This is a genomic window from Microbacterium sp. NPDC055665, from assembly GCF_053618035.1.
The window spans coordinates 143725-170137 of record NZ_JBSHGY010000005.1 but is presented as its reverse complement, the minus strand read 5'-3'; the positions used below and the strand labels follow the sequence as shown (position 1 = coordinate 170137).

Below are 26413 nucleotides of genomic sequence, written 5' to 3'. Positions count from 1 at the left end.
CGGACTTGACATGGGTCCGACGGAAGACGACGATATACCGATGTGAACGGTCACATCGAAGGTGACCGCACGTCGCGAGGAAGATCCGTGAGCACTACTGCAACGTTGCCGACCGTGTCAGGCCCGATCCTGGAGATGCGCAGCATCACCAAGGAGTTCCCGGGCGTCAAGGCGCTGGCCGATGTCTCGATCACCGTCCGCGCAGGAGAGATCCACGCGATCTGCGGTGAGAACGGCGCCGGCAAGTCCACCCTGATGAAGGTCCTCTCCGGCGTGTACCCGTACGGGACCTACGAGGGCGAGATCCTGCTGTACGGCGAGGAGCAGCGCTTCAAGGACATCGTCGCCAGCGAGCAGGCCGGCATCGCGATCATCCACCAGGAGCTCGCGCTCATCCCGGAACTCTCGGTCACCGAGAACATCTTCCTCGGCAACGAGATCGCCCGCGGCGGCCGCATCGACTGGCAGGCGCAGAAGGAGCGCACGATCGAGCTCCTCGCCCGCGTCGGGCTGAGCGAGGACCCGGATGCGCAGATCAAGACGCTCGGCGTCGGCAAGCAGCAGCTGATCGAGATCGCGAAGGCGCTCAACAAGGAGGTCAAGCTCCTGATCCTCGACGAGCCGACCGCCGCGCTCAACGAGAACGACTCCCAGCACCTGCTCGACCTGATCCTCGGCCTGAAGGCCAAGGGCATCGCGTCGATCATGATCAGCCACAAGCTCAACGAGATCGAGCAGATCGCCGACGAGATCACGATCATCCGAGACGGCCGCACGGTCGAGACGCTCGACATCTCGCGCGGCGAGATCAACGAGGACCGGATCATCCGCGGGATGGTCGGCCGCTCGCTGGAGAGCCGGTACCCCGACCGCACGCCCGAGATCGGCGAGGTGTTCTTCGAGGTCAAGGACTGGTGGGTGCAGCATCCGACCGTCCCGGAGCGCATGGTCGTCAAGGGCTCGAGCATCAACGTCCGCCGGGGCGAGGTCGTCGGCATCGCGGGACTCATGGGCGCCGGGCGCACCGAGTTCGCGATGAGCATCTTCGGCCGCTCCTACGGCACCTTCCTCTCCGGCACCCTGATCAAGGACGGGCAGGAGGTCGCGCTCCACGACGTGTCGTCCGCGATCAAGCACGGCCTGGCGTATGTCAGCGAGGACCGCAAGGTGCTCGGGCTCAACCTGCTCGACACCATCAAGCGCTCGGTCGTCGCCGCCAAGCTCTCCAAGATCGCCAAGCGCGGTGTGGTCGATGCGCGCGCCGAGTTCGCCGTGGCGGAGGACTACCGCAAGGCCCTGCGCATCAAGACGCCCTCGGTAGAGGAGGGGGTCGGCAAGCTGTCCGGCGGCAACCAGCAGAAGGTCGTGCTGGCGAAGTGGATGTTCACCGACCCCGACCTGCTGATCCTCGACGAGCCGACCCGCGGCATCGACGTGGGCGCGAAGTACGAGATCTACGCGATCATCAACCAGCTCGCAGCTCAAGGCAAGGGCGTCATCGTCATCTCCAGCGAGCTGCCCGAGCTGCTCGGCATCTCCGACCGCATCTACACCGTCTTCGAAGGTCGGGTCACCGACTGCATCCCGGCCGACCAGGCGACACCCGAGGACCTCATGCGCAGCATGACCTCCACGAACCAGAAAGCATCCGCATGACCACCGACACCACCGCAACGAAGCGCGGCTTCCACTTCAAGGACATCACGAAGATGTTCGGGGGCGGCCAGTCGACCCTCCGCCAGTTCGGCATCCTGGGCAGCCTCGTCGTGATCCTGGTCGTCTTCCAGGTGCTCACCTGGATCTTCAAGGGCACCGGTCTGACGCTCTCGTCGGGCAACCTGATCAACGTCGTCAACCAGTACTCGTACATCCTGATCCTCGCGATCGGCATGGTGATGGTCATTATCATGGGGCACATCGACCTCTCGGTCGGCTCGGTAGCCGCGTTCACCGGCATCGTGGTCGCGAAGGCCATGGCCGACTGGAACCTCCCCTGGCCGCTCGGCGTGCTCCTCGGCCTCGGCGTCGGCGTGCTCGTGGGTGCCTGGCAAGGGTTCTGGGTGGCGTATGTGGGGGTGCCGGCGTTCATCGTGACGCTGGCGGGCATGCTGTTCTTCCGCGGCGCGAACCAGTGGGTCGGCGACTCGCAGTCGGTTCCGGTGCCGCAGGGCTTCAAGGTCATCGGCGCCGGCTACTTGCCGGAGCTGCCGTTCATCCCGGTGCCTTTCAACGTCTTCACCATGCTGCTCGCGCTGCTGGGCGTCGCGTGGATCGTGTTCTGGGAGATCCGTACCCGCCGCATCCAGCACAAGATGGGTGCCGACATGGCGCCGCTCTGGGTGAGCGTCACCAAGGTCGTGCTGATCTCGGCCGTGATCCTCGTCGCGGGATGGCTGTTCGCCACCGGCCGTGAGGGCACCAGCTTCCCGATCTCGGGCATCATCCTGCTCGCGCTCGTCATCCTCTACTCGTTCATCACGAACAACACCGTGTTCGGCCGACACATCTACGCGGTCGGCGGCAACCGGCAGGCCGCGCGCCTGTCGGGTGTGAAGGACCGCTGGGTCGACTTCTTCGTGATGATGAACATGTCGGTGCTCGCCTCGCTGGCCGGCATGATCTACGTCGCCAGGGCGACGGCCTCGGGGCCGCAGGACGGCAACGGCTGGGAGCTGGATGCGATCGCCTCGGTGTTCATCGGTGGCGCGGCCGTCTCGGGCGGTATCGGAACCGTGATCGGGTCGATCATCGGTGGTCTCGTGATGGCGTTCCTGAACAACGGCCTCGCCCTGCTGGGCGCCGGTGCCGACGTCGTGTCGATGATCAAGGGCCTCGTGCTCCTGTTCGCCGTCGGTGTCGACGTCTGGAACAAGCAGCAGGGCCGCCCGTCGATCATCGGCTTCCTCACGCGTCGCTTCGGCCGCAAGGAAGACCCGATGACCGACACGTTCGACCCGAAGGCGAACTACCCCACCAACCAGAAGTACGAAGCCCCCGCCGTCGACGAGACGCGCGGATAGTAGGGGTCGAGTCGCGCACCGCACACGCGTCGAGACCCACACACACCAGAGAAAGAGATCACATGAAGAAGATGCTTCTTACGGCGACAGCGATCGTCGCCGTGGGCGCTTTCGCCCTCACCGGCTGCTCCTCGGAGCGTGGCGGAGACACCGGAGCCGATGGCGGCGACGAGGCGGCAGCAGGCTTCGCCGCAGACGCCACGATCGGTGTCGCTCTCCCCGACAAGACCTCGGAGAACTGGGTCCTCGCCGGTCAGCTGTTCACCGACGGTCTCGAGAAGGCCGGGTTCAAGGCCGACGTGCAGTACGCGCCGGCCAGCAACACGGTCGCCGAGCAGCAGAACCAGATCCAGGCGATGGTCACCGGTGGTGCCAAGGTCATCATCATCGGTGCCAAGGACGGCAAGCAGCTCGCGACGCAGGTCGAGGCCGCCCGCGACGCCGGTGTCGCCGTCATCGCGTACGACCGTCTGATCGAGAACACGGAGGCCGTCGACTACTACGTCGCGTTCGACAACTTCGAGGTCGGCAAGCTCCAGGGTCAGGCTCTGCTCGACGGTCTCGCCGAGCGTGCGGGCCACGAGGCTCCGTACAACATCGAGCTGTTCTCGGGCTCGCCGGATGACGCGAACTCCGCGGTGTTCTTCAACGGCGCCATGGAGGTCCTCCAGCCGAAGATCGACGACGGCACGCTGAAGGTCGTGTCCGGACAGACCGAGATCGCCCAGACGGCGACCGAGGGCTGGAAGGCCGAGAACGCACAGCGCCGCATGGACTCGATCCTCACGTCGACGTACAGCTCTGAGGCGCTCGACGGCGTCCTGTCCCCGAACGACACGCTCGCTCGCGCCATCATCACCTCGGTGCAGGGTGCGGGCAAGGACGTCCCGGTCGTCACCGGCCAGGACTCCGAGGTCGAGTCGGTGAAGTCGATCATGGAGGGCATCCAGTACTCCACGATCAACAAGGACACCACGCTCCTCGTCGAGCAGTCGATCAAGATGGTCGGCCAGCTCCAGAAGGGCGAAGAGGTCGACGTGAACGACGAAGAGCAGTACGACAACGGCGTGAAGGTCGTTCCCGCCTTCCTGCTGCCGCCGGTCATCGTCACGAAGGAGAACGCGGCCGAGGCATACGCCAACGTCCCGAGCCTCCTCGAGATCGTGAAGTCGTACGAGTAATCCCGCAGTGACCTAACAGTCCTCACGGACACGCGAACCGTCCGGGCCTTCGGGTCCGGACGGTTCGTCGTTGTCATCCGCGTTTAGCGCGCGCGAGCGCCGCGAGTTCTTCGTGCGTCGTCGCCGAGGTGAGAGCAACGGGCGGATCGGCGAGGTCCGACCAGGCGGACAGCTGCTCCTCGATCCGCTCCAGCTCGGTCGCTCCGCCGGCTTCGATGAGCAGCTGGAGGATGCGGCTTTCGACGGATTCGGTGGGAACGTGCTGAGCCCGTTTCTCTACCCGACGCCAGCATTCGCCGACTTCTTCACGGAGCACTGTGCGCAGAACAGTTCCGCCAGCGTCCACGACGACCGCTTCGAACTCAGAGGCTTCTTCGGGCGCGTAGAAGAGCTGGGGGAAGATGACGTTCCCGCCGGACGCGATGTGTGCTCGGAGGACCGCCAACGCGAGCGGCTGGACTTCGGCGCCGGCCCGCACGAAATCCACAGAAGCCGTTCCCAGAAGGCCACGCAGAATGTCAACGTCCAGATTGAGCCAGCCGCGTCGGCCTTTCACGAAGCTCCGGGCGTAGGTCGACTTGCCGGATCCGGGGAGACCGTTCACGAACACGCAGCATCCTCGCTCCGTCTGGTCGCGAACACCCACGAATGCTGTGTGATCGTGATCCATCGATTCCTTCACGACCACACCCTATTCGTGATCGGACGATGAAACCGGGTTGCTGGAAGCGCGCCTCAGAACGGAACGGGCACCGTGTCTGCGTCTGCTGCATCGGACTCTCGCCCCGACTCCGTGAACACCACCGTGTTCTGCGGCGGCGGGCGGTCGACGTACGTGCGTCCGGTCGGACTCGTCCACTCCAGCACGCCGCCCGCTCGCTGCTCCACATGCCAGGGGGAGTGGTGCTTGAGCATGTGATGTCGTCGGCAGAACGCCGCGAGATTCACATCCGTGGTCGCGCCCCCGGTCGAGGCCGCGTGATTGTGGTCGAGGTCGCACTTCCGCGCCGCGATCCCACACCCGGGGAATCGGCACCGTTGATCCCGCGCGCGAAGATGCCGCCGCAACTGCTCGCTCGGCCGGTAGCGGTCGACCGCGAGCATGGCGCCGGAGATCGGATGCGTCAGCACGCGATCCCAGCCCACGGCAGAGCCTGCCAACGTGCGGGCGGTGGTGATGTCGATCGGCGTGGTGCCGTCGAGCAGGGCGGGTGGCAGGGAATCGCGCGAGATTCCGCATGCTGCATCACCGGGCGCATGCACGAAAGCCGCAGCATCCGCCGTCTTCCGGTCGTCGTCCATCAACGACATCACCGGCACGGAGACTTCGACGCGGGCCTGGATCTCGCCGAGCAGCCCGTCGGTCGTGTCGTGTCCCGCGGGCGTTCCCGTGAGCAGGAGGTCGGCGAGGAGGTCGGCCCGCAACTGGTCGATCGTGCGGTCGTCTGCCGGATGGCTGTCGGAACCGGCTTCTTCAGCCGCTCGGGCCTTCTCGTGTTGGACGTTGTCTTTCTTCACCGCATGCGCCATCTGCGAGAGCCGGTCGAACATGCCGTGGATGAGTGCGGCCGGCCCCCGGGCGCCGAGCTCGGCCATCCCGTCGTCGAGATCTCTCGTCCGGACGCGCCGCCCCTTGCGGGCCTCGCGGTGCCGTTCCGTGACCGTCCGCGCCTGGAAGCCCTCGGCCAGTCGCCGCACGAGACGCCGCAGCCGATTCGGAGACTCGGTCTCGGCGATCGCCACCGCCTCGGCGGCGTAGGCGGCGCGGTCGGCGGCATCGTCGAGGTGGGCGCCCGCTTCGACGATCACTCGCGCATGCGCGCCACTGATGCGCCCGGCGCCCTGCGCCTCCCACACCGTTGGGAAGCGCTCGACGAGCCAGGAGGCATCGGCCATCCGCCGCTCGATCGTGCGGTCGCTGAGATGCTGGGCGGCGCCGATCTCGGCTGCCACCGTGCGGATCGCCATGTCGCCATGATCGGGATGTGCGGCCCCGCGGGCGATGTCGATCGCCAGGCGGCCGGCCATCGCGAGCATGCCGTCGCGCGCGGCCTGCATGCTGCTCAGCGTCGCCTCCGCCGCCTCGAGCGACGCCACCAGTTCGGCGAGCATCGCCATCTGGGAATCTGTCGCGTCGAGTAGTGCGGTCATGACTTCAGTCCATCACGGACCACCGACATTCGAAACTATGTTCACCGGGATTCCGGCATCCGCTCGTCGCTGCGTGCGCTAGTCCCAGATGGGGTCGTCGGGGTCGGGGGAGTCCGTGCCGTCGGCGTCGGTCATGATGCGCGCGTCGGCGATCCACGACGTCAGCTCGCCGTCGTGGAGCATGTGAGGTCGCGGCGTGCCGAGAAGAGCGGGGCTCGTCACCACGGCCAGCGGCTCATCGCTCGCGAAGACGACGACGTTGCCGAGCGGTCCTTCGTCGTCGTGCGGTTCGGCGTCGAGCACGACGGCGACATGAGCGAACACGCTTCTCAGGGTGGCCGCCTGTCGCCGCGAATACTCGAACGGATGCCCGTCGAGCAGGTTCACCGCCACCACACCGTCTGCGGCGGAGCGTGCGGCGACCCGGCGGTAGAACTCCTGACTCGCCACGTGATGTCGGATGACGGCGGCATCCCAGAGGTCGACGACGGTGAAGCGCGCATCCGCCCAATCGTCCGAGATCTCCGCGTCGGCGACCGCTCGTGCATCACCGAAGATGACGCGCACATCCGCGCCGGGAGGCAGGGGGAGCGCGGCGATCACCGCCTCATAGAGAGCCGGCTCGAACTCGACCACGAGCTGGGGCGACCCGGGACGCGTGGCCTCGACGTAGCGTGCCAGCGTGAGCGCCCCGGCTCCCAGGTGCGCGGTGAACAGCGGTGCACCGGGCTCGACTGCGGCATCCATGGCCCGGGCGATGTGCTGGGTATAGGCGTATTCGAGTTCGGTGGGGTCCGTCATCGAGACGACGGACTGCGGGATCCCATCGACGCTGAGCTCGTAGCGACCGGGTCGCCTTCTCGATTGCACCAGTTTCGCCTTGCGGTCGTCGAGCATGAGCGAGAACACCCGGCGTTTACTTGGCACCCGTCGATTTTAGGCTGGCCGCCGTACCCATCGCGCGCGGCTACCCTTGAGGGAACATGGCACATCTTCTCGGGGCTGAAGCCCTGCACCTCGAATATCCGACCAGGGTCGTCTTCGACTCCGTGACCCTCGGCATCGAAGAGGGTGACCGCATCGGCATCGTCGGCCGCAACGGCGACGGAAAGTCCAGCCTCCTCGGCATGCTCGCCGGCATCAAGGAACCGAATTCCGGCCGCGTCACCGTGCGTGGCGGCACGCGTATCGGCGTGCTCGACCAGGCCGACAACCTGCCGGACGACCTCACGATCAGCGCGGCCGTCGTCGGCGACACCCCGGAGTACGAGTGGGCGGGCGACGCCCGCATCCGCGACGTGATCGAGGGTCTGCTCACCGACCTGCCGTGGGATGCCGAGATCGGCTCCCTCAGCGGTGGCCAGCGGCGCCGCGTCTCCCTCGCCAAACTGCTCACCGGCGACTGGGACGTCATCGCCCTCGACGAGCCCACCAACCACCTCGACGTCGAGGCGATCACCTGGCTCGCCGCGCATCTCAAGAAGCGCTGGTCGCCGAACTCGGGCGCGCTCATGGTCGTGACGCACGACCGGTGGTTCCTCGACGAGATCTGCACCGAGACCTGGGAGGTGCACGACCGCATCGTCGAGCCCTTCGAGGGCGGATACGCGGCGTACATCCTGCAGCGCGTCGAGCGCGACCGGATGGCGGCGGCGACCGAGGCGAAGCGCCAGAACCTCGCCAAGAAGGAGCTCGCGTGGCTCCGTCGCGGTGCTCCGGCCCGCACGGCGAAGCCGAAGTTCCGCATCGACGCGGCCAACGAGCTCATCGCCGACGTGCCGGAGATCCGCGACAAGGTGTCGCTGCAGTCGCTCGCCGTCTCGCGCCTCGGCAAGGACGTGGTCGACCTGCTCGACGTCGGAGTGGCCTACCCGACGGCGGACGGCGGCGAGAAGGTCGTGCTCCGCGACATCGAGTGGCGCATCGCGCCGGGGGAGCGCACCGGCATCCTCGGGGTGAACGGCGCAGGCAAGTCCACGCTCCTCGGACTCATCTCCGGCACGGTGGAGCCCACGGTCGGCCGGGTCAAGCGCGGCACGACCGTGAAGGTGCAGACCCTCACGCAGCGGCTCGACGAGCTCACGCAGCACTGGAAGGACCCGGTGCGCGTGATCATCTCGGGGCTGCGCACCTCGTACACGATGGGTGCGGGTTCCAAGGCACAGGACCTCACGCCCGGGCAGCTGCTCGAGCGCCTCGGGTTCGACTCCGCGCAGCTCTCCACCCCGGTCAAGGACCTCTCCGGTGGGCAGCAGCGTCGTCTGCAGCTGCTGCTCGTGCTGCTCGACCAGCCGAACGTGCTGATCCTCGACGAGCCGACCAACGACCTCGACACCGACATGCTCGCCGCGATCGAAGACCTCCTCGACTCCTGGTCCGGCACGCTCCTGGTCGTCAGCCACGACCGGTACTTCCTGGAGCGCGTCACCGACCAGCAGTACGCGATCCTCGACGGGCACCTGCGACACCTCCCCGGGGGCGTCGACGAGTACCTGCGACTGCGCCACCTGCAGGCATCGACGGGCTCGAAGCAGACCGCGACCGCGGCGGCGACCGCGACGACGACCCCGTCCGGGCTCGACGGCGCGGCTCTGCGCACCGCGCAGAAGGAGATCGCGTCGCTCGAGCGGCGCATCCAGAAGCTGACGCAGCAGGTCAACGCCGCCAAGACCGCGCTCGCCGATCACGACCAGGCGGACTACGCGGGCCTCGGTGACCGCATGAAGAAGATCAGCGACCAGCAGGCCGAGATCGAGGAGTTGGAGCTGCGCTGGTTCGAACTCACCGAGGAGATCGGCTGAGCGAGGAATATCCTTCTTCCAACGCTGTTGGGAGGTAGAGATGGAAGGCCTCGAAGTAACCGTCCTGCTCGGACTCACGATTCTCGTCGGAACCCTGATCGCCCCGCGCGTGCGTCTCGCGCTCCCGCTCGTCCTGGTCATCTTCGGACTGCTGCTCGGCTTCGTGCCGCAGCTGCGCGAGGTGCAGCTGCCGCCCGAGACGGTGCTGCTGCTGTTCCTCCCGGTGATGCTGTTCTGGGAGAGCCTCACGACCTCACTGCGCTCGATCCGCCGCGACTTCCGCTACATCCTCCCCATGAGCACGGTCCTCGTGGTCGCGTCGGCCTTCGCGGTCGCCGGCATCGGCGTGCTGTTCGGGATGCCGTGGGAGATCGCCCTCATCCTCGGCGCCGCGGTCGCTCCGCCGGATGCCACGGCTGTGGCGGCGCTCGGGCGGCTGCTGCCGCGCCGCATGTTCATGAAGCTGAAGGCCGAGAGCCTCACGAACGACGGCACGGCCCTCGTGCTGTACGCGATCGCGGTGTCGCTCGCGCTCGGCGGCCAGATCACTCCGCTCTCGGTCACGCTCGACGTGCTGATCTCGTACGTCGGCGGGATCGCCGCCGGGGTCGTCATCGCCGGCCTGGGCTACCTGCTGCTGCGCCGCACCTCCTCGACGATCGTGATCAACGTGGCGCTGTTGCTGATCCCGTTCACGGCGTTCCTCGCGGCCGAGATGATCCACGCCTCCGGAGTCCTCGCGGTCGTCGTCGCGGGGCTCATCGTCGCCTACGTGTCGCCGCGGGTCACCACGGCATCCTCCCGCCGGCAGGCCGATGCGGCGTGGCCGTTCGGTGTCTTCCTGCTCAACGGCGCCCTGTTCGTGCTGATCGGGCTCGAGGTGCAGTACGTCGCGCACGAGATCTCGGCGGCCGCGATCGGCCGCCTCGTGCTCATCACGCTCGCCGTGTGGGCGACTCTCCTGGTCGTGCGCTACGTGTTCCAGGTGCTGAACGTGCTGTTCCAGCGCCAGAGCGGCGGACGCCCCGCGCGGGGAGCACGCTCGCGGGCTCGGGTCGTGTCCACGATGGCCGGCATGCGCGGAGCGGTCTCGCTCGCGATCGCGCTGTCGGTCCCCGCCACCATCGCCGAGGGCGGTGCGGTCTCCGGACGCGATGAGATCGTGTTCGTCACCGCGGGGGTGATCCTGCTGAGCCTGCTCGTGCAGGGGCCGATGCTCCCCGCACTCGTGCGCTGGGCGCGGTTCCCCGTCGATCACGTCGAAGACGAGGAGTACGAGCTCGCCGAGCGGGCGATCTCCGGCGCAGCCCTCGCGGCTCTCGACGACCTCGCCGCCGAGCACGGCATCGGTCAGGAGGTCCGCGACCGGGTGCGCACCGAGGGCTACGCGATGCTCGAGTTCGCCAACGCCCGCACGCTGGCGCGCGAGCAGGCCCTGGTGGATGCCGAGGCCGAGGCGCTCGACGAGATGCTCGACGAACCGGATCCGCTGAGCGCCGGTACCGCGGATGCTGCCGGAGAGGATCCGGCGCCGAGCGGGGGAGTGGATCGGGTTACGGTGCCCGATGCCACGGACGGAACGGTCCTGCAGATGATCGCGACTTCGGCCGACGTCGACCTCGCGCAGCGCTCGCCGCTGATCCGGCACGAGGAGCACACGCGTCTGAAGCTCGCGCTCATCGACCGCAAGCGCGAAGTGCTCCTGGGACTCCGGGGCGCCGGCACCGTCGATGACATCGTCGTGCGCCGCATCTCGGCCCGCCTCGACCTCGAGCAGGTGCGTCTGCAGGGCATCGAGGAATACGACTGACCTGCGCACCTTCCCGGGCTGTGACGCCGTGTGACGACGCGATTCCGCAGGTTCGCGGGTGCCTGCCTAACGTATTCGAGTCCCCCAAGAGAGGAACCCCTTCCATGTCACGCCGCACCACTTCCGTCATCGCCGCGCTCGCCGCGGTCCCGCTCTTCGTCGCGCTCGCAGGATGCGCGACGGCATCGTCCGAATCCGGCTCCGGCAGCGAGGGATCGACCGAGAACGAGGTCGTGAAGATCGGCGTCGTCGGCAAGGCCGACGAGCAGTGGCCGGCGTTCGTCGAGGCCGCGGCCGACGAGGGCATCACCGTCGAGCTGGTCGACTTCGGTTCCTACGAGCAGCCCAACCCGGCGCTCACAGAGGGCGAGATCGACCTCAACCAGTTCCAGCACATCGTGTATCTCGCCGAGTACAACAACGCCTCCGGCGAGGATCTGACCCCGATCGGGTCGACCGCGATCTACCCGCTCGGCCTGTACTCGACCAAGTACGACGATGTGAAGGACATCCCGAAGGGCGAGACCGTCGCCGTGCCGGATGACGCCTCCAACCAGGCCCGCGCGCTGAACGTGCTGCAGCAGGCCGGACTCGTCGAGCTGAAGAGCGGCGGCACCCCGTACTCCGACCTCGCCGACGTGGACACCGAGAAGTCCGATGTCAAGGTCAAGGCGCTGGAGGCCGCGATCATCCCGACGTCGCTGCCCGACGTCGCCGCAGCGATCATCAACAACGACTTCGTGCAGGATGCCGGTCTCACGTTCGAGGACGCGATCGCCCAGGACGACCCCGAGGACGCCAGTGCCCTCCCGTACGTGAACATCTTCGCCGCGCGCGCCGAGGATGCCGACAACGAGACCTACCTCAAGCTGGTCGAGATCTTCCAGACGAACGAGGACGTCCAGAAGGGCCTGCTGAAGTCGTCGGGCGACACCGCCGTGGCTCTGCAGACGCCGGTCGAGGATCTCGTCGCCTCGCTCGAGAAGGTCCAGAAGGACGCGGAGTCGAAGAAGTAGGACGTCGGGGGAATCCCACCTTCGTCCGATGAGGGAGAATCGGGTGGCGCGAAAAGCGTCACCCGATTCTTCGTTCCCGAAGCAGACCGGAGCAGCACATGCCGATCGTCACCCTGACGAACGTCTCCAAGACCTACCCGTCCCGCACCCGTGACGGGTCCGAGGTCGTCGCGGTCGACGACGTCACCCTCGAGATCGAGAAGGGCGACGTCTTCGGCATCATCGGATACTCGGGCGCCGGCAAATCCACGCTCGTGCGGCTGATCAACGCCCTCGAGCCGGCGACGAGCGGCACCATCACGGTGGACGGCGTCGACATCACCGCGCTCAAGGAGAGCGAGCTGCGCCGGGTCCGCGGCGGCATCGGCATGATCTTCCAGCAGTTCAACCTGTTCTCCTCGCGGAGCGTCAAGGCCAACATCGCCTACCCGCTCAAGCTCGCCGGCTGGTCCAAGGACGACATCGAGAAGCGGGTCGCGGAACTGCTCTCCTTCGTCGGTCTCGCCGACAAGGCCAAGGCCTACCCGGAACAACTCTCGGGCGGCCAGAAGCAGCGCGTCGGCATCGCCCGCGCACTCGCGACGGGTCCCGCGATCCTGCTCGCCGACGAGGCCACCAGCGCCCTCGACCCGCAGACCACGCATGAGGTGCTCGATCTGCTCAAGCGGGTCAACCAGGAGCAGGGCGTCACGATCGTGATCATCACGCACGAGATGGACGTCATCCAGACCATCGCCACCAAGGTCGCGGTCATGGAGAACGGCCGCGTGATCGAGCACGGCGACGTGTTCGACGTCTTCTCCGCCCCGCAGAATCCGGCATCCCAGCGCTTCGTCGGCACGGTCGTGAAGGGCGTGCCGTCGCCGTCCGAGCTGGCGGTGCTGCGCGAGCGCCACCGCGGACGCCTGGTGACGTTCTCGTTCCGCGACGGCGACTCGTCGCAGGCGCAGGTGTTCCTCGACCTCGCCGGTGCGGGCCTCGACTTCGAGCTCGTGTTCGGCGGCATCAACGACATCCGCGGGCGGGCCTTCGGGCATCTGACGCTCGCGATCCGCGGCGACGCGGCGGCGATCGACGGTGTCCTGGCCCGCATCGCCGAACGCGTCGAAGTGACGGAGATCGCCGCAGAGGAGGCCCGCTGATGGATCGTCTGAACGAACTGTGGCCCGAGTTCTGGGCGGCCGCGCTCGAGACCCTCTACATGACGTCGTTCGCACTCGTGCTCGGCGGCATCCTCGGGCTCGCGATCGGCATCATCCTGTACGTCACGCGTCCCGGCGGACTCGCGCAGAACCGGGTGATCTCGGTGATCGTGAACCTCGTGGTGAACTTCTTCCGTCCGATCCCGTTCATCATCTTCCTCGTGGTCGCCCAGCCGCTTGCGCGCGCGGTCGTGGGCGTGGGGATCGGGACGACTGCCGGGGCCTTCATCATCGGTCTCGCGGCCGCGTTCGCGATCGGGCGCATCGTGGAGCAGCACCTCGTCTCGGTGTCTCCCGGAGTCATCGAGGCGGCGCGGGCGATGGGTGCAGGTCCCTGGCGCATCCTCTTCACCGTGGCCATCCCGGAGTCGCTCGGTCCGCTCATCCTCGGCTACACGTTCATCCTCGTGGCGCTGATCGACATGACGGCCATGGCGGGACTCGTCGGCGGTGGCGGACTCGGTGCCTTCGCGCAGATCTACGGCTTCCGGCAGTTCGAGCCGCTCGTGATGTGGGCGGCGATCGTCCTGATCGTCGTGTTCGTGCACTTCGTGCAGATGCTCGGCACACGCCTGGCCCGCAAGGTCATGCGTCGCTGACGGGCGCTTCCTGTAGCGTGCGCCGGGTGGTGAACACCCGGTCCTTCCCGCTGATCGGGTCGACGAAGCGCAGCTCGCGCGCCAGCAGCTGCAGCGGGCGGTCGTAGTCGTCCGGCAGGTCGTCCTGCAGCTCGGGGTAGAAGCGGTCGTTGAGGATGCCGATGCCGAGGGCGGCGAGATGCACCCGCAGCTGGTGCATCTTGCCGCTGTGCGGGCGCAGCAGCGTGTGCACCACGCGGTCGTCGGCGCGGATCAGCTCGACGGCCGTCTCGGAGTTCGGCTCCTTGGCGTCGTCGACCTGCACGCGCACCTGGCCGCGGAGCTTCTCGATGTTGTTGCGGTACACGAGGGGGAACGCGGGGAGAGGCCGGTCCTCGGGAAGCGCGGAGACGGCCTCGTAGACCTTCTGCACCTGCCGCTTCTCGAAGAGCAGCTGGTAGGCGCCCCGGGTCGCGGGCCGCGTCGAGAACATCAGCAGCCCGGCCGTGGCGCGATCCAGGCGATGGATCGGCGCGAGGTCGGCGTTGTCGAGCAGGTTGCGCAGCCGCACCAGCGCGGAGTTCTGCAGGAACTTCCCGCCGGGCGTGGTGGGCAGGAAGTGTGGCTTGTCGACGACCACGAGGTGCTCGTCCTGGTGCAGGATCTCGATCTCGAACGGCATTCGGGTCTCGACCGCGGGCTCGCGGTAGTACCAGACGAACTCGACGCTGCCGAGCGGGGCGTCGCGGGGGACGGGCGAGCCGTCGGCACGGACGATGTCACCGCGGTCGAACCGTTCGCGCAGACGCTCGGGGTCGAGGTGGAAGAAGCGCTCGACCATGTACGCGGCGACGGTGGGCCAGGAGCCGCTGAGTGGCACGTGCAGCCGGGTCGCCCCGACGCCGTCGCGCACCGGGAGGGGAGAGGGCATGCCCATCAGTCGGCCTCCGGAGAACAGTGTCGCGGGTCGCGAACGGGATGCTCCCACCCTAAGCGACCCGCGCCGCCGCCTCCGTCGGTCAGTCGGCTCCCGCGGCGAGCCAGTCCTCGAACGATGTCGGCGCCACGCGGGCGTCGGGCGCGGGGAGGAGCACCTCGCCGGCGAACTCGACGCCCAGAGCGGCATCCCGCCAGGCGGCCCGCAGCGCAAGATCCTGGCCGCGCGCAGCGAGGGTGCGTCGAGCCATGTCGACCGCGTCCTCCGTGCGGGGTCCCGCGATGTCGAAGGATGCCGAGAGCGGTGCCGTCGCGGCGGTCGCGACCAGCGCGGCGGCGACGTCGGTCGGGGCGATCGGCTGCAGGAGCAGCGGCGGCACGATCGCCTCGCCGTCGACGACGGTCCACTCGGCGATCATCGCCGGGAAGTCGTGGAACTGTGTCGCTCGCAAGATCGTGAACGGCACCGCGCCCGCGATGACCTCGCGCTCCTGGGCGCGCTTGCCGTAGTAGTGCGGATTTCCGGCGACGGCGTCGAGCGCGGCGATCGACAGGGCGACGTGGTGACCGACGCCTGCCTCAGCCTCGGCGGTGAGAAGGTTGCGGGTGATCGTGGCGAACGCGTGCTCGGCCTCCGCGATGTCGGCGACCGGGGGATTGGTCGCGTCGATCACGGCATCCACGCCCTCCAGTCGCTGGCGCAGGCCGACGCCCGTGAGCAGGTCGATCCCCTCGCTGCGGCTCAGGGAGACGGCCTCGTGGCCTTCCCTTGCCAGCTCCGCCACGACCAGCCGTCCGATCCGACCCGTTCCACCTGCCACTGCGATGCGCATGTCCGCTCCTTAATCATGGATATTACGTGTCCACAATAGGCTGATGCGGATACACTGGGCAAGTGAAACTTCCGGAGACGTCCGAGTGGGTGCTGCACACGGTCGCCGTGATCGCGCAGCTTCCCGCGGGGTCGACCGTCTCGGGAGCGCAGCTGGCCGAGCACTTCGGCGTCCCCGGCCCGTACCTGTCGAAGCAGCTCGCCAAGCTCGTGCGCTCCGGCATCCTCACCGGCAGCACCGGTCCGCGCGGCGGGTTCCGTCTTGCCAGGGAGCCCGAGCGGATCAGCATCCTCGACCTCGTCACCGCCGTCGACGGCGCCGCGGACCCGTACGTCTGCCGAGAGCTGCGGCAGCAGGGGCGCGGGGCGGCACGTCCCGAGGACTGCACGCGGCCCTGCGCGCTCGCGGCGGTCATGCGTCGGGCGCACGAGGCGTGGCGCGAGTCGCTGGCCGGTGTCACGGTCGCCGAGATCGTCGCCGGCCTCCCCGCCGGGGTCCCGGAGAAGAACCGCAGGCTGCTTCTCGACGCCGCAGGCTGAGAAGCGCGATGCCCGGGCGTCGATGCTCAGGCGTCGATACTCACGTGTCGAAGCTCAGACTCAGCTTGCGCAGCAGCGCGGCGAGGCGATCCCGGTCCGAGCGCGAGAGCGCCTGCAGCAGATCGGCCTCGACGTCGACGAGACGGGTGATGGCGGCGTCCACACGGATGCGCCCGTCGTCGGTGAGCGTCACGAGCACGCTGCGTCCGTCGCCCGGGTCGGCCTCGCGGCGCACGAAACGGCGGCCGACGAGCCGGTCGATGCGGTTGGTCATGGTGCCGCTCGACACCAGGGTCTGCTGCAGCAGCTGCTTGGGCGAGAGCTGGAACGGCGTGCCCGCACGGCGCAGCGCCGACAGCACATCCCACTCCCAGTGCTCCAGGTCGCTGCGGCGGAACACGTCGCGGCGGGCGCGGTCCAGGTGGCGCGAGAGGCGGTCCATCCGGGAGAGCACCTCGAGGGGTGAGAAATCGAGGTCGGGTCGCTGCGTGTTCCACGCGCCGACGATCCGGTCGACCTCATCCGCCTCGCTCATCCGCCCATTATCGCGTGTGCGGCTCGTGCGCGACGGACGCCACGGGCAGCTCGAGGGTCATGAAGAAGCTGTACGGGTCGGGGAGGTACCGACCGAACGGGCCGGATTCCCGGAAGCCGGCCGCCGCGTACATCGCGCGCGCGGGGATGAAGAAGTCGTCGCTGCCGGTCTCGAGCGAGAGACGGCGGATGCCGCGCGACTGCGCATCGGCGAGGAGGAAGTTCAGCATCGACTTCCCGAGCCCGCGGCCGCGCAGCGCCGGATCGGTGCGCATCGACTTGAGCTCCTCATAGTCGTCCTCGACCGTGACCAGCGCACCGGTGGCGACCGGGCGACCGTCGACGGAGCCCGCGAACAGCCGCACGCCGGGGGCGAGCAGGCGCTCGAAGACGAGCGCGTGACGGCTCTCGGCGGGCGCGGTGTGCTCCAACTCCGCGTGGTGGGCGACCAGGAATTCTGCGAGGGCGGGGGTCGCCGACTCGACCTTTTCGATCACGATGCTCATGGGGTCAGCATTCCAGAGTCGTGTTTCGGAACCGTGACGGGGCGGGAGGGCCGACGTCCGCGCACATCGGAACACAGGCTGGGGCATGGCAGACTTGATCCGCGGCGCCCTCGTGGGCGGCGCGGTCCGCCGTGGTGTAATGGCAGCACGACAGCCTTTGGAGCTGTTAGGTCTAGGTTCGAGTCCTGGCGGCGGAGCATGACTGGGAACAATCTCGCCATCATCGTCCTCGCTGCAGGTCAGGGCACGCGCATGAAGTCGCGTCTGCCCAAGGTGCTGCACCCGATCGGCGGGCGTCCGCTGGTGGGGCATGTGCTCACCACGGCCGGGCGGCTGCAGGCCGCGCACATCGAGGTGGTCGTGCGGCACGAGCGCGACCAGGTGGTCGCCGCCCTCGCGAAGGACTACCCCGACGCGGTGTTCATCGACCAAGATGACGTGCCGGGAACAGGACGGGCCGTTCAGGTGGCGGTCGACGCGCTCCCCGAGGACTTCGACGGCGACGTGCTCGTGCTCTCCGGCGACTGCCCGCTCGCCGACGCAGACACCCTCTCCGCGTTCGTGGCGGAGCACCGCGCGTCGGGCGCTCCGGCGACGCTGATGACGGCACTGCTCGACGACCCGACGGGATACGGCCGCGTCGTCCGTGACGCCGACGGAGGTGTCGACCGCATCGTCGAGCAGAAGGACGCGAGTGCAGAAGAGGCCGCCGTCCGCGAGATCAACGCCGGGATGTACGTGTTCCGCGCCGAGACCCTGCGCACGTACCTGCCGCGGGTCGGCGTCGACAACGCGCAGGGCGAGATGTACCTGACCGACGTCCCCGGGCTGCTCCGTCGCGACGGCGACCGGGTGGCGGCATCCGTGGTCTCCGACATCGCGGTGACGTTCGGGGTGAACGACCGCGCGCAGCTGGCCGAGGTCGGTCGCCTGCTCAACCAGCGCATCGTGCGCCGCTGGCAGCTCGAGGGCGTCACCGTCATCGACCCGACCACCACCTGGATCGACGACGACGCGCAGCTCTCGCCCGACGTCACCCTCCTCCCGAACACGCACATCCTCGGTGCCACGGTCATCGCGTCCGGGGCCGTGATCGGACCCGACACGACCCTCGTCGACTGCGAGGTCGGCGAAGACGCGACCGTCCGTCGTACGGATGCCACCCTCGCCGTGATCGGGGCGGAGGCCACGGTCGGCCCGTTCTCGTTCCTCCGCGCGGGTACGGTCCTCGGCGCCAAGGGCAAGATCGGCGCCTACGTCGAGACGAAGAACGCCGAGATCGGCGAGGGCAGCAAGGTCCCGCACCTGTCCTACGTGGGTGACGCCACGATCGGCCGCGGTGTCAACCTCGGCGCGAGCACCATCACGGCGAACTACGACGACGTGAACAAGCACCGCACCGAGATCGGCGACGAGGTTCACACCGGCTCGCACACGGTGCTCGTCGCGCCCGTTAGGCTGGGAGCTGGCGCGAAGACCGGCGCCGGCGCGGTCGTCCGCAAGGATGTCCCGGCCGGCGCACTGGCCATGACCGTCGCACCCCAGCGCAACATCGAAGGCTGGGTCGCGAAGAACAGAGCAGGCACGGGCGCGGCGGATGCTGCGTCCCGCGAGAATTCGGCGGAATAGGCGGAGCATGGCGCGCAAGAAGAAGACGGTCGATCTGGATCGCGACAACGGCGTGGCTCCCGGCATCATCGCCAAGACGAAGAAGCGACTCGTCGTCGCCGGCGGGCGTTCGCACCCGGCACTCACGGCAGCGGTCGCCGAAGCGCTCGGCACGGAGATCGCCCCGGTCGAGCACCGCACGTTCGCGTCCGGTGAGATCTACGCCCGCTTCGAGGTTTCGATCCGCGGCGTCGATCTCTTCCTGATCCAGACGTTCGGCGAGCCGGTCAACGAGTGGCTCATGGAGACGCTCATCATGATCGATGCCGCCAAGCGCGCATCCGCCAAGCGCATCACCGTCGTCGCGCCGTACTATCCGTATTCGCGTCAGGACAAGAAGGGTCGCGGTCGCGAGCCGATCAGCGCCCGTCTCGTCGCCGACCTGCTGAAGACCGCCGGCGCCGACCGCGTCATGAGCGTCGACCTGCACGCCGCGCAGATCCAGGGCTTCTTCGACGGACCCGTCGATCACCTCTTCGCCAAGCCCGTGCTGCTGGACTACTTCGAGCGCACGCTCTCGCCGGCCGACCGCGAGATCCTCACCGTCGTCTCGCCTGACATGGGGCGTGTCCGCGTCGCAGACACCTGGTCCGACAGCCTCGGTGCTCCGCTCGCGATCATCCACAAGCGCCGTGACCCGAAGGTGGCCAACCAAGTCTCGGTGCACGAGATCGTCGGAACCGTCGAGGGGCGCACCTGCCTCCTCGTCGACGACATGATCGACACCGGTGGCACGATCGTCAAGGCCGCCCAGGCTCTCAAGGCGGCCGGAGCGCACCGTGTGATCGTCGCGGCGACCCACGCGATCTTCAGCGACCCGGCATCCGATCGCCTGCAGGACTCGTCGATCGACGAGGTCGTCATCACCGACACGATCCCGCTCACGGAGTCGCGTCGGTGGGACAGCCTCACGATCCTCCCGATCGCGCCGCTGCTCGCCCGTGCCATCCACGAGGTCTTCGAAGACGGCTCCGTGACGAGCATGTTCGGCGGCGACGCGTAACGCATCGTCACGGCACAGCCCGCGCATAGACACGGTGCTTACGGTCGAAAGGTCGACGATCCCGTCGACCGACACCGCGCCGGGAGGACCAGCATGATCCGCACGACCGTACCGACCTCTGTCCGCAAGGGATCCGCCATCCTCGGGATCGCGGGCCTGTTCGTCCTCGCCGGGTGCTCCGGCGCCACCGACGCGGATGATTCATCGAACGACGCCGGCAGCACGCCGGATGCCGGTTCGTCGGAGTCGTCGGGTGGCGACTCCACCGCCACCTACGAAGACGGCACCTACACGGCCGACGGCTCGTACCAGACCCCCGAGACGGTCGAGCAGATCTCCGTCACGCTGACCCTCGCCGACGGCGTGGTGACCGATGTCGAGGTCACGGGCGACCCGCAGGCACCCGAGACCGAGCAGTACCAGGGCCAGTTCATCGACGGCATCGCCGACGAGGTCGAGGGCAAGTCGATCGACGAGCTGAACGTCAGCCGGGTCGCCGGCTCGTCGCTCACCAGCGGCGGGTTCAACGACGCCGTCGAGTCGATCAAGGAGCAGGCCGCCGCCTAGGCGCCTGAGGCCGCATGGCGAGCTGGCGCTTCGAGGCGATCGGAACGCACTGGGAGATCGAGACGACCGATCCGCTCGCGGACTCCGTGCGTGCGGCGGTCGACGCCGAGATCGAGCGCTTCGACCGGGAGTGGTCCCGGTTCCGCGGCGACTCCGCGGTGACGCGGCTCGGACGCGAGGGCGGCTCCTTCGCCTCACCGGACGCCGCTCCGATGCTCGACGCGTACCGCGAGCTCTCGGCGGCGACGGGCGGCGCCGTGAACCCGCTCGTCGCGGTCAGTCTCGAAGCCCTCGGGTACGACGCGGGCTATTCGCTCGTCGGCGGTGATCCGGTGCGCGCTCCGGACGCCTGGCAGGAGCAGGTGTCGTGGACGACCGCCGAGGTCACGGCATCCGTCCCGGCGCTCCTCGACGTCGGCGCGCTCGGCAAGGGGCGACTCGTCGATCTCGTGATGAGAGCGCTCGCGGACGTGCCGGGCGATGTGGTGGTCGATGCGGGCGGCGACATCCGGGTGCGTGGTGCGGCCGTGCGCATCGGGCTCGAGCATCCGTACGACGCCACGAAGGCGATCGGGGTCGTCGAGGTGCGCGACCAGGCACTGTGTGCCTCCGCCGTGAACCGGCGGGCGTGGGGGAACGGACTGCACCACGTACTCGACGCCCGCACGGGGCTTCCGGTGCGCGCGTGGGCGGCGACGTGGGCGCTCGCCCCCGACGCGATGACGGCGGATGCCGTCTCGACCGCGCTATTCTTCGACGGCGGACCGGAGCTCGCCGACGCCTGGGGCGTGGAATGGGTGCGGATGAGCACCGACGGCCGGGTGCAGCACTCGCCGGGATGCCCTGCGGAACTGTTCCTCACGGAGACGAAGACGCGCCCCACAGCAACGAATTAGGGAAGAGTGGAGAACGTGATCACCTCATTCGCCGCCGCACGTCAGCGGGTCCTCGCGGTTCTGGGCTCGCTCTCGATGTATCGCCTCGTGCTGTTCGCGCTGATCGCCCTCGCCGTCATCGCGTTCGTGCTCTCGCTGTTCGGCGTGATCGTCTCGCCCACGCCGCTCGAGATGGTGGCGTCGTTCCTGGTGCTCGCGATCGTGATCTCGCTCGTCGACGCCGCAGCCCAGCGCATCCTGCGGCTGCCGTGGCGCATCGAATCCTCCCTCGTCACGGCGCTGATCCTGCTGTTCGTGCTCCGCCCCGGTCTCGAGCTCGGCGCGCTCCTCGGACTCGCCCTCGCCGGAGCCGTGGCGAGCGTGTCGAAGTACCTCATCGCGTGGCGCGGTCGACACATCTTCAACCCGGCGGCGTTCGGTGCGGCGGTCGTCTCGATCCTCGGCGCATTCGGAGCGTTCGAGTGGCTGGGCACGTCGTCGTCCTGGTGGGTCGGGACGCCCGTCCTGACGATCCCCGTGCTCGTCCTCGGTCTCGCCGTGCTGTGGCGCACCGAGAAGGTGCGGGTGGTGCTGATCTTCGTGCTCGTCGCCGTCGTCACCGCGGTCGTGCGCCAGGGCGTGCAGGCCGCGCAGTTCGACATCGACTTCGATGTGCTCACCGCGCTGCAGTTCGCGGTGCTGCAGTCGCCGTTCCTGTTCCTCGGGGCGTTCATGCTCTCCGAGCCGCTCACGCTTCCGCCGCGTCGCCGCCAGCAGTTCGCGGTGGCCGTCGTGGTGGGTCTCCTCGCCGGGTGGCCGATCTCGGTCGCCGGCCTGTTCACGCTCGGCCAGGAGCGGGCTCTCCTCATCGGGAACCTGGTGGCCTTCGCGTTCGCACTGCGGGGGTCGGTGCGACTCGTGCTCGAGCGGCGGGACTTCATCACCCCGACCGCGCAGGAGCTGACCTTCCGGGCCAAGGGCCGGGTCCGATTCCTCCCGGGGCAGTACCTCGAGCTCGACGTCCCGCATCACCGCCCCGACGCGCGCGGCACCCGGCGGGAGTTCAGCATCGTGTCGGCGCCGGCCGACCTGCCGACGCTGCGGATCGCGTACAAGAACGGCGACCAGAAGCATCCGTCGAGCTACAAGCGGGCCCTGGCCGCCGCCGAGCCCGGCGCGACGTTCGCGGTCACGGGAACCTGGGGCGATTTCATCCTGCCGCGCGGCGACCATCCGGTGCTGATGGTCGCCGCCGGGATCGGCGTCACGCCGTTCGTCTCCCAGTTGCGTCAGCTTCAAGCGGCGGGGCAGCAGCGTGACGTGGTGCTCGTGTACGTGGCATCAGAGGCGTCCGAGCTCGCCTTCCGCGATGAGCTCGCCGCGACGGGCGTGCGCACGGTCGTGTTCACCCGCGACGAGCCGCTCGACCTGCCCGCGCACTGGTCCTGGGCGCGGGGCGCACGACTGGATGCCGAGACCCTCGAGCGCACGGTGCCCGATCTCGCCGCCCGCCATGCGTTCATCTCCGGGCCGCCGCGCCTGATCGCCGACCTCGCCCCCGCGCTGCAGAAGGCCCGCGCCCTCACGACCGACGCCTTCGCCGGCTACTGATCCATCCCGTCCCACCCCATCCGTCCCACCCCACCCGTACCTCCCGTCCGTCCCGCCCGTCCCGTCCGTCCCGTCCCGTCCCGTCCCGTCCGTCCGTCCCCGCCCGTAGGTACACCTGTCGGGAGTACGCACGGATGTCGGACGAATCGCCGCGAGATGCCCCGACATCTGTGCATCCTCCCGACGAGTGTGCGGCGCATCCCCTTCTGCACATCCCGGATTCGCCTCGGATCGCCCCACAACGGCGGCATCCAGCTCGCTCAGTCCGTTGGGAGCATCAGGATCGGTGGATGCTCAGCGCTCAATCCGCGACCGACCGGCACGGCGGTGTCGTGCGGGGAACCCTGCTCGAGAAGTACGGAATCACTCGTCGGATGCGGGCGGATGCTGTTCGCGCCGACACCTTGATCCGCGTGAGAGCGGGCGTGTTCGCCGACCCGAATGCGGATACGAGCCTCGTGGAGGCAGCGGCGCACGGCGGGGCCCTCACCTGCGCCCACGCGTTGCGCCTGCACGGCGTCTGGGTGCTCAACCCCGGCGGCCCCGTTCACGTCTGGCTCGGCGCGAAGGGCCGCGTTCATCACGAGAAGTGTGAGTGCGTCGCGCACTATGACGCGGGTCACGCCGGTGTCGGACTCGCCCCGTTGGAGGAGGTGCTGATCCACGTCTACCGCTGTGCCGGAGACGAGGCGTTCTTCGCCGCTCTGGAGTCCGCACTGGTGCAGCAGAAGATCAGCGGTGCGGCACTGCGCCGGATTCGCCGTCGACTACCGGCCCGCGCGCACTGGCTCGTGGACCTCGCGCGATCGGATGCCGACAGCGGTCTCGAATCGCTCCTGCGGTTGCGTCTGCACCTGCACGGCATCAGCTTGGACTGCCAGGTGACCATCCCGACCGTCGGGCGAGTGGATTTCGTGCTCGATGGGCGCCTGATCCTCGAGGCCGACGGGAAAGGCAACCATGATGTCCCCGCGCATCGCCACCGTGATCTCGTGAGGGATGCCGCGGCGTCGGCTCTCGGCTACGAGACGCTGAGGTTCGACTACGCGCAGATCGTCCACGCCTGGCCTACGGTCGAGGCCGCCGTGCTCGCCGCCATCACCCGCCTGCGTGCGCGCAGCTGACGCCTTCGGTAACCCCTGCCTGTACGGATGTCGGGAGATCGGACGGATATCGGACGACTCGCCGCGGTATCTTCCGACATCCGTGCTTTCTCCCGACATGTGTGCGACCAGGAGCGCGGGGATCGCAGGACGCCGCGGGTTACGCGAGTGGAGGGGATCCGGCTCACGCCTCGGGCGCGACATCTCCGGCGGCCGCGGGGGTGACCGGGATGCGTACCGTGAAGGTGGTGTCGCCGGGCTCGCTGGCCACCGAGATGACGCCGTGGTGGCCCTCGACGATGGCCTTGACGATCGCGAGGCCCAGTCCGGTTCCCCCGGTCTGACGGGCCCGGGAGCTGTCGCCGCGGGCGAAGCGTGCGAAGAGCTCGTCTCGGATGGCGGGGTCGATGCCGGGGCCGTCGTCGTGTACGCGCAGCACGGCATCGTCGCCCTCCCTCGCGACGCTCAGCGTGATCGTGGTGCCGGCCGGCGTGTGCGTGCGGGCGTTCGCGAGGAGGTTCGCGACGACCTGGTGCATCCGCCCGGCATCGCCGACGACCGTCACCGGCTCGTCTGGCACCTCGATGCTCCAGTGGTGGTCGGCCGCCGTCGGGCGGGCATCCGAGAGACCTTCCAGCGCGAGCTGGGCGAGGTCCACCGTGCCGTAGACCAGCTCCTGACCCTCGTCGAGCCGCGCGAGCAGCAGCAGGTCCTCGACGAGGCGGGTCATCCGCAGGGACTGCGCCTGGATGCGCTCGAGCGACGAGGTCGTGCTCTCGATGACCTCGGGGCCCTGCTCCGCGGCCGGATGCCGATGCAGTGCGCGCAGCGACAGCTCCGAGTAGCCGCGGATGGAGGCGAGCGGCGTGCGCAGTTCATGACTGGCGTCGGCGACGAACCGTCGCATCCGCTCCTCGTTCTTCTGCCGCGAGGCGAGCGACGTGTTCACGTGATCGAGCAGCTTGTTCAGCGACGCACCGACGAGACCGGTCTCGGTGCGCGGATCGGCTTCGGATGCCGGCACACGCTCGGTGATGGTCACCTCGCCCCGATCCAGCTGCTGGTTCGCGACCCTGGTCGCCGTGAGCGCGACGGCCCGCAGCGGGCGCAGGCTCACCCGGATGGTGATCGCGGTGGTCAGCGCCAACAGGATCAGACCGCCGATGGTGGCGAGGGCGATCACGGTGAGCAGCTGCGTGAGCTGGCTCTGGATCTCGTCGCGGGGGAGCCCGGTGATCACGACGACGCCGTTGGTCGCGGGCAGGGCCATGATCCGGTAGGAGCCGAGGTCGGTGAGGGACACGGTGGCGACCGACGTGCCCTTCAGGGACAGTGCGATCTCCGCCAGCTGCGTGCTGCTGAGTGGCTCCAGGGATCCGGTGAGTTCCTCTCCCGACGAGTTCTTCGCGACCACCCCGCTGAAGCCGGTGACAGGGCTCGAGACCACGAACACGAGTCCGGCCGGCGGTGACGCCGTGGGGCCGGAGAGGACGTTCTGCGCCGTGGCAGAAGATGGTGCGAAGGCTCCGGTCCGATCCGCCAACTGGTGCGCGTAGGTGCTCAGCTTCTGGTCGAGCTGGTCCTCCATGGTCTTGCCCAGCGTGGCGCTGGTGATGACGGCGACGATGATGAGGATCAGCGACACGAACCCGATCACGGCGGTCATCAGCCGTGTCTGCAGGCTCATCGGCCGCCTCATCATCGTCGCTGAGCTCACTGCGGAGCCTTGATCATGTAGCCGACGCCGCGGACGGTGTGCAGCAGCGGCGTGCGGCCGGCGTCGATCTTCTTGCGCAGGTACGAGATGTACAGCTCGACCACCGACGACTTGCCGCCGAAGTCGTAGCTCCAGACCCGGTCGAGGATCTGCGCCTTCGACAGCACGCGCCGTTCGTTGCGCATGAGGTAGCGGAGCAACTCGAACTCGGTCGCGGTGAGCTCGATCTCGGTGCCGTCGCGCACGACCTCGTGGCTGTCCTCGTTGAGCGTGAGGTCCGCGACACGCAGGATCGACTGTCCGTCGTCGGTGGTCGCGTGGCCGGTGCGGCGGATGATCGCGCGCAGCCGTGCGATGACCTCCTCCAGGCTGAACGGCTTGGTGACGTAGTCGTCGCCGCCCGCGGTGAGGCCGGCCACGCGGTCGCCCACGGCATCCTTGGCGGTCAGGAACAGCACCGGAACGAGGTTCCCCGACTCGCGCAGCCGCTTCAACACGGACATGCCGTCCAGGTCGGGCATCATGATGTCGAGCACGAGCGCGTCGGGTTCGAAATCGCGCGCGACCTGGAGCGCTTCCAGACCGGAGGATGCCGTGCGCACCTCCCAGCCCTCCATGCGCAGGGCCATCGCGAGCAGGTCGGTCAGCATCTGCTCGTCGTCGACGGCGAGGATGCGCAGGGGGGTGCCGTCGGGGCGGCGCAGTTCGGGCAGGTCGCTGGTCATGTCCCTATTCTGCGGAATCTCCTATGTGATTTCTATG

24 protein-coding genes and 1 tRNA gene are annotated in these 26413 nt (G+C 68.4%); 16 read left to right on the top strand and 9 right to left on the bottom strand.

Going from position 1 to position 26413, the window contains the following annotated elements; translation table 11 throughout:
- Positions 1 to 42: 42 nt before the first annotated feature.
- The 3 genes from mmsA (at position 43) to ACWGO6_RS13920 (ending at position 4201) form a co-directional block, all read left to right on the top strand.
- Complete coding sequence (gene mmsA, locus ACWGO6_RS13930; protein WP_452326980.1) at positions 43 to 1656, top strand: multiple monosaccharide ABC transporter ATP-binding protein; 1614 nt, start codon at positions 43 to 45, stop codon at positions 1654 to 1656.
- Complete coding sequence (gene mmsB, locus ACWGO6_RS13925) at positions 1653 to 3020, top strand: multiple monosaccharide ABC transporter permease (protein ID WP_136041467.1); 1368 nt, start codon at positions 1653 to 1655, stop codon at positions 3018 to 3020. The genes mmsA and mmsB overlap by 4 nt, the downstream gene beginning before the upstream one ends.
- A gap of 62 nt (positions 3021 to 3082) precedes the next feature.
- Entirely contained in the window at positions 3083 to 4201 is a 1119-nt protein-coding gene (locus ACWGO6_RS13920; protein ID WP_136041469.1) for a substrate-binding domain-containing protein, read from the top strand.
- A gap of 73 nt (positions 4202 to 4274) precedes the next feature.
- Here the strand turns inward: ACWGO6_RS13920 and ACWGO6_RS13915 are convergent, their stop codons facing one another.
- From ACWGO6_RS13915 to ACWGO6_RS13905, 3 genes are all read right to left on the bottom strand, one after another.
- The gene (locus ACWGO6_RS13915) at positions 4275 to 4883 is read right to left on the bottom strand and encodes an AAA family ATPase (RefSeq protein ID WP_136041470.1); all 609 of its coding nucleotides are present in this window, start codon (positions 4881 to 4883) and stop codon (positions 4275 to 4277) included.
- A gap of 53 nt (positions 4884 to 4936) precedes the next feature.
- Entirely contained in the window at positions 4937 to 6352 is a 1416-nt protein-coding gene (locus ACWGO6_RS13910) for a DUF222 domain-containing protein (protein WP_452326979.1), read from the bottom strand.
- 78 nt (positions 6353 to 6430) lie between these two features.
- Positions 6431 to 7279: a spermidine synthase gene (locus tag ACWGO6_RS13905; protein WP_452326978.1), complete on the bottom strand. Its 849-nt coding sequence runs from the start codon at positions 7277 to 7279 to the stop codon at positions 6431 to 6433.
- A 56-nt stretch (positions 7280 to 7335) separates the two neighbouring features.
- Here ACWGO6_RS13905 and ACWGO6_RS13900 point away from each other — a divergent pair, with 56 nt between their 5' ends.
- From ACWGO6_RS13900 to ACWGO6_RS13880, 5 genes are all read left to right on the top strand, one after another.
- Positions 7336 to 9153 (top strand): ABC-F family ATP-binding cassette domain-containing protein, encoded by a 1818-nt coding sequence (locus ACWGO6_RS13900; RefSeq protein ID WP_452326977.1) that lies wholly within the window; start codon positions 7336 to 7338, stop codon positions 9151 to 9153.
- 40 nt (positions 9154 to 9193) lie between these two features.
- Positions 9194 to 10963, top strand: coding sequence for a Na+/H+ antiporter (locus tag ACWGO6_RS13895; protein ID WP_136041477.1), 1770 nt, complete (start codon positions 9194 to 9196; stop codon positions 10961 to 10963).
- A 104-nt stretch (positions 10964 to 11067) separates the two neighbouring features.
- The gene (locus ACWGO6_RS13890; RefSeq protein ID WP_452326976.1) at positions 11068 to 11979 is read left to right on the top strand and encodes a MetQ/NlpA family ABC transporter substrate-binding protein; all 912 of its coding nucleotides are present in this window, start codon (positions 11068 to 11070) and stop codon (positions 11977 to 11979) included.
- 98 nt (positions 11980 to 12077) lie between these two features.
- Complete coding sequence (locus ACWGO6_RS13885) at positions 12078 to 13121, top strand: methionine ABC transporter ATP-binding protein (protein WP_136041479.1); 1044 nt, start codon at positions 12078 to 12080, stop codon at positions 13119 to 13121.
- The gene (locus tag ACWGO6_RS13880; protein WP_136041480.1) at positions 13121 to 13780 is read left to right on the top strand and encodes a methionine ABC transporter permease; all 660 of its coding nucleotides are present in this window, start codon (positions 13121 to 13123) and stop codon (positions 13778 to 13780) included. Before ACWGO6_RS13885 ends, ACWGO6_RS13880 begins: the two co-directional genes overlap by 1 nt.
- Here ACWGO6_RS13880 and ACWGO6_RS13875 read toward each other — a convergent pair.
- Together ACWGO6_RS13875 and ACWGO6_RS13870 are read right to left on the bottom strand one after the other, a co-directional pair.
- A complete protein-coding gene (locus tag ACWGO6_RS13875) occupies positions 13767 to 14690 on the bottom strand; it encodes a pseudouridine synthase (protein ID WP_205820266.1) in 924 nt (307 codons plus the stop codon). The two genes, ACWGO6_RS13880 and ACWGO6_RS13875, sit on opposite strands and share 14 nt — an antisense overlap.
- A gap of 88 nt (positions 14691 to 14778) precedes the next feature.
- The gene (locus ACWGO6_RS13870) at positions 14779 to 15528 is read right to left on the bottom strand and encodes an SDR family oxidoreductase (RefSeq protein WP_136041483.1); all 750 of its coding nucleotides are present in this window, start codon (positions 15526 to 15528) and stop codon (positions 14779 to 14781) included.
- Positions 15529 to 15590: 62 nt separating this feature from the next.
- Between ACWGO6_RS13870 and ACWGO6_RS13865 the strand changes: the two genes are divergently transcribed.
- A complete protein-coding gene (locus ACWGO6_RS13865) occupies positions 15591 to 16067 on the top strand; it encodes an RrF2 family transcriptional regulator (RefSeq protein WP_136041485.1) in 477 nt (158 codons plus the stop codon).
- Positions 16068 to 16107: 40 nt separating this feature from the next.
- Here ACWGO6_RS13865 and ACWGO6_RS13860 read toward each other — a convergent pair whose 3' ends face one another.
- Both ACWGO6_RS13860 and ACWGO6_RS13855 read right to left on the bottom strand, forming a co-directional pair.
- The gene (locus tag ACWGO6_RS13860) at positions 16108 to 16602 is read right to left on the bottom strand and encodes a MarR family winged helix-turn-helix transcriptional regulator (RefSeq protein ID WP_136041486.1); all 495 of its coding nucleotides are present in this window, start codon (positions 16600 to 16602) and stop codon (positions 16108 to 16110) included.
- A gap of 7 nt (positions 16603 to 16609) precedes the next feature.
- Positions 16610 to 17107, bottom strand: a complete 498-nt coding sequence (locus tag ACWGO6_RS13855) for a GNAT family N-acetyltransferase (RefSeq protein WP_136041487.1) — start codon at positions 17105 to 17107, stop codon at positions 16610 to 16612.
- Between the two features lie 125 nt (positions 17108 to 17232).
- Between ACWGO6_RS13855 and ACWGO6_RS13850 the strand changes: the two genes are divergently transcribed.
- The 7 genes from ACWGO6_RS13850 to ACWGO6_RS13820 all read left to right on the top strand — a co-directional run bounded on the left by ACWGO6_RS13850 (position 17233) and on the right by ACWGO6_RS13820 (position 23955).
- A tRNA-Gln gene (locus ACWGO6_RS13850) sits at positions 17233 to 17304 on the top strand.
- Position 17305: 1 nt separating this feature from the next.
- Positions 17306 to 18736 (top strand): bifunctional UDP-N-acetylglucosamine diphosphorylase/glucosamine-1-phosphate N-acetyltransferase GlmU, encoded by a 1431-nt coding sequence (gene glmU, locus ACWGO6_RS13845; RefSeq protein WP_136041489.1) that lies wholly within the window; start codon positions 17306 to 17308, stop codon positions 18734 to 18736.
- A 7-nt stretch (positions 18737 to 18743) separates the two neighbouring features.
- Complete coding sequence (locus ACWGO6_RS13840; RefSeq protein WP_136041490.1) at positions 18744 to 19778, top strand: ribose-phosphate diphosphokinase; 1035 nt, start codon at positions 18744 to 18746, stop codon at positions 19776 to 19778.
- A 93-nt stretch (positions 19779 to 19871) separates the two neighbouring features.
- Entirely contained in the window at positions 19872 to 20345 is a 474-nt protein-coding gene (locus tag ACWGO6_RS13835; protein ID WP_136041492.1) for an FMN-binding protein, read from the top strand.
- A gap of 14 nt (positions 20346 to 20359) precedes the next feature.
- Complete coding sequence (locus tag ACWGO6_RS13830; RefSeq protein WP_136041494.1) at positions 20360 to 21241, top strand: FAD:protein FMN transferase; 882 nt, start codon at positions 20360 to 20362, stop codon at positions 21239 to 21241.
- Positions 21242 to 21256: 15 nt separating this feature from the next.
- Positions 21257 to 22831: an FAD-dependent oxidoreductase gene (locus tag ACWGO6_RS13825; protein WP_136041495.1), complete on the top strand. Its 1575-nt coding sequence runs from the start codon at positions 21257 to 21259 to the stop codon at positions 22829 to 22831.
- Positions 22832 to 23121: 290 nt separating this feature from the next.
- A complete protein-coding gene (locus ACWGO6_RS13820) occupies positions 23122 to 23955 on the top strand; it encodes an endonuclease domain-containing protein (protein WP_136041496.1) in 834 nt (277 codons plus the stop codon).
- A 163-nt stretch (positions 23956 to 24118) separates the two neighbouring features.
- On the opposite strand, the gene ACWGO6_RS13815 is transcribed toward ACWGO6_RS13820, so the two are convergent.
- On the bottom strand, positions 24119 to 25621 hold the full coding sequence (locus ACWGO6_RS13815; protein ID WP_136041497.1) for a sensor histidine kinase: 1503 nt from the start codon (positions 25619 to 25621) through the stop codon (positions 24119 to 24121).
- A 26-nt stretch (positions 25622 to 25647) separates the two neighbouring features.
- Positions 25648 to 26376: a response regulator transcription factor gene (locus ACWGO6_RS13810; RefSeq protein WP_136041498.1), complete on the bottom strand. Its 729-nt coding sequence runs from the start codon at positions 26374 to 26376 to the stop codon at positions 25648 to 25650.
- Between the last annotated feature and the right edge of the window lie 37 nt (positions 26377 to 26413).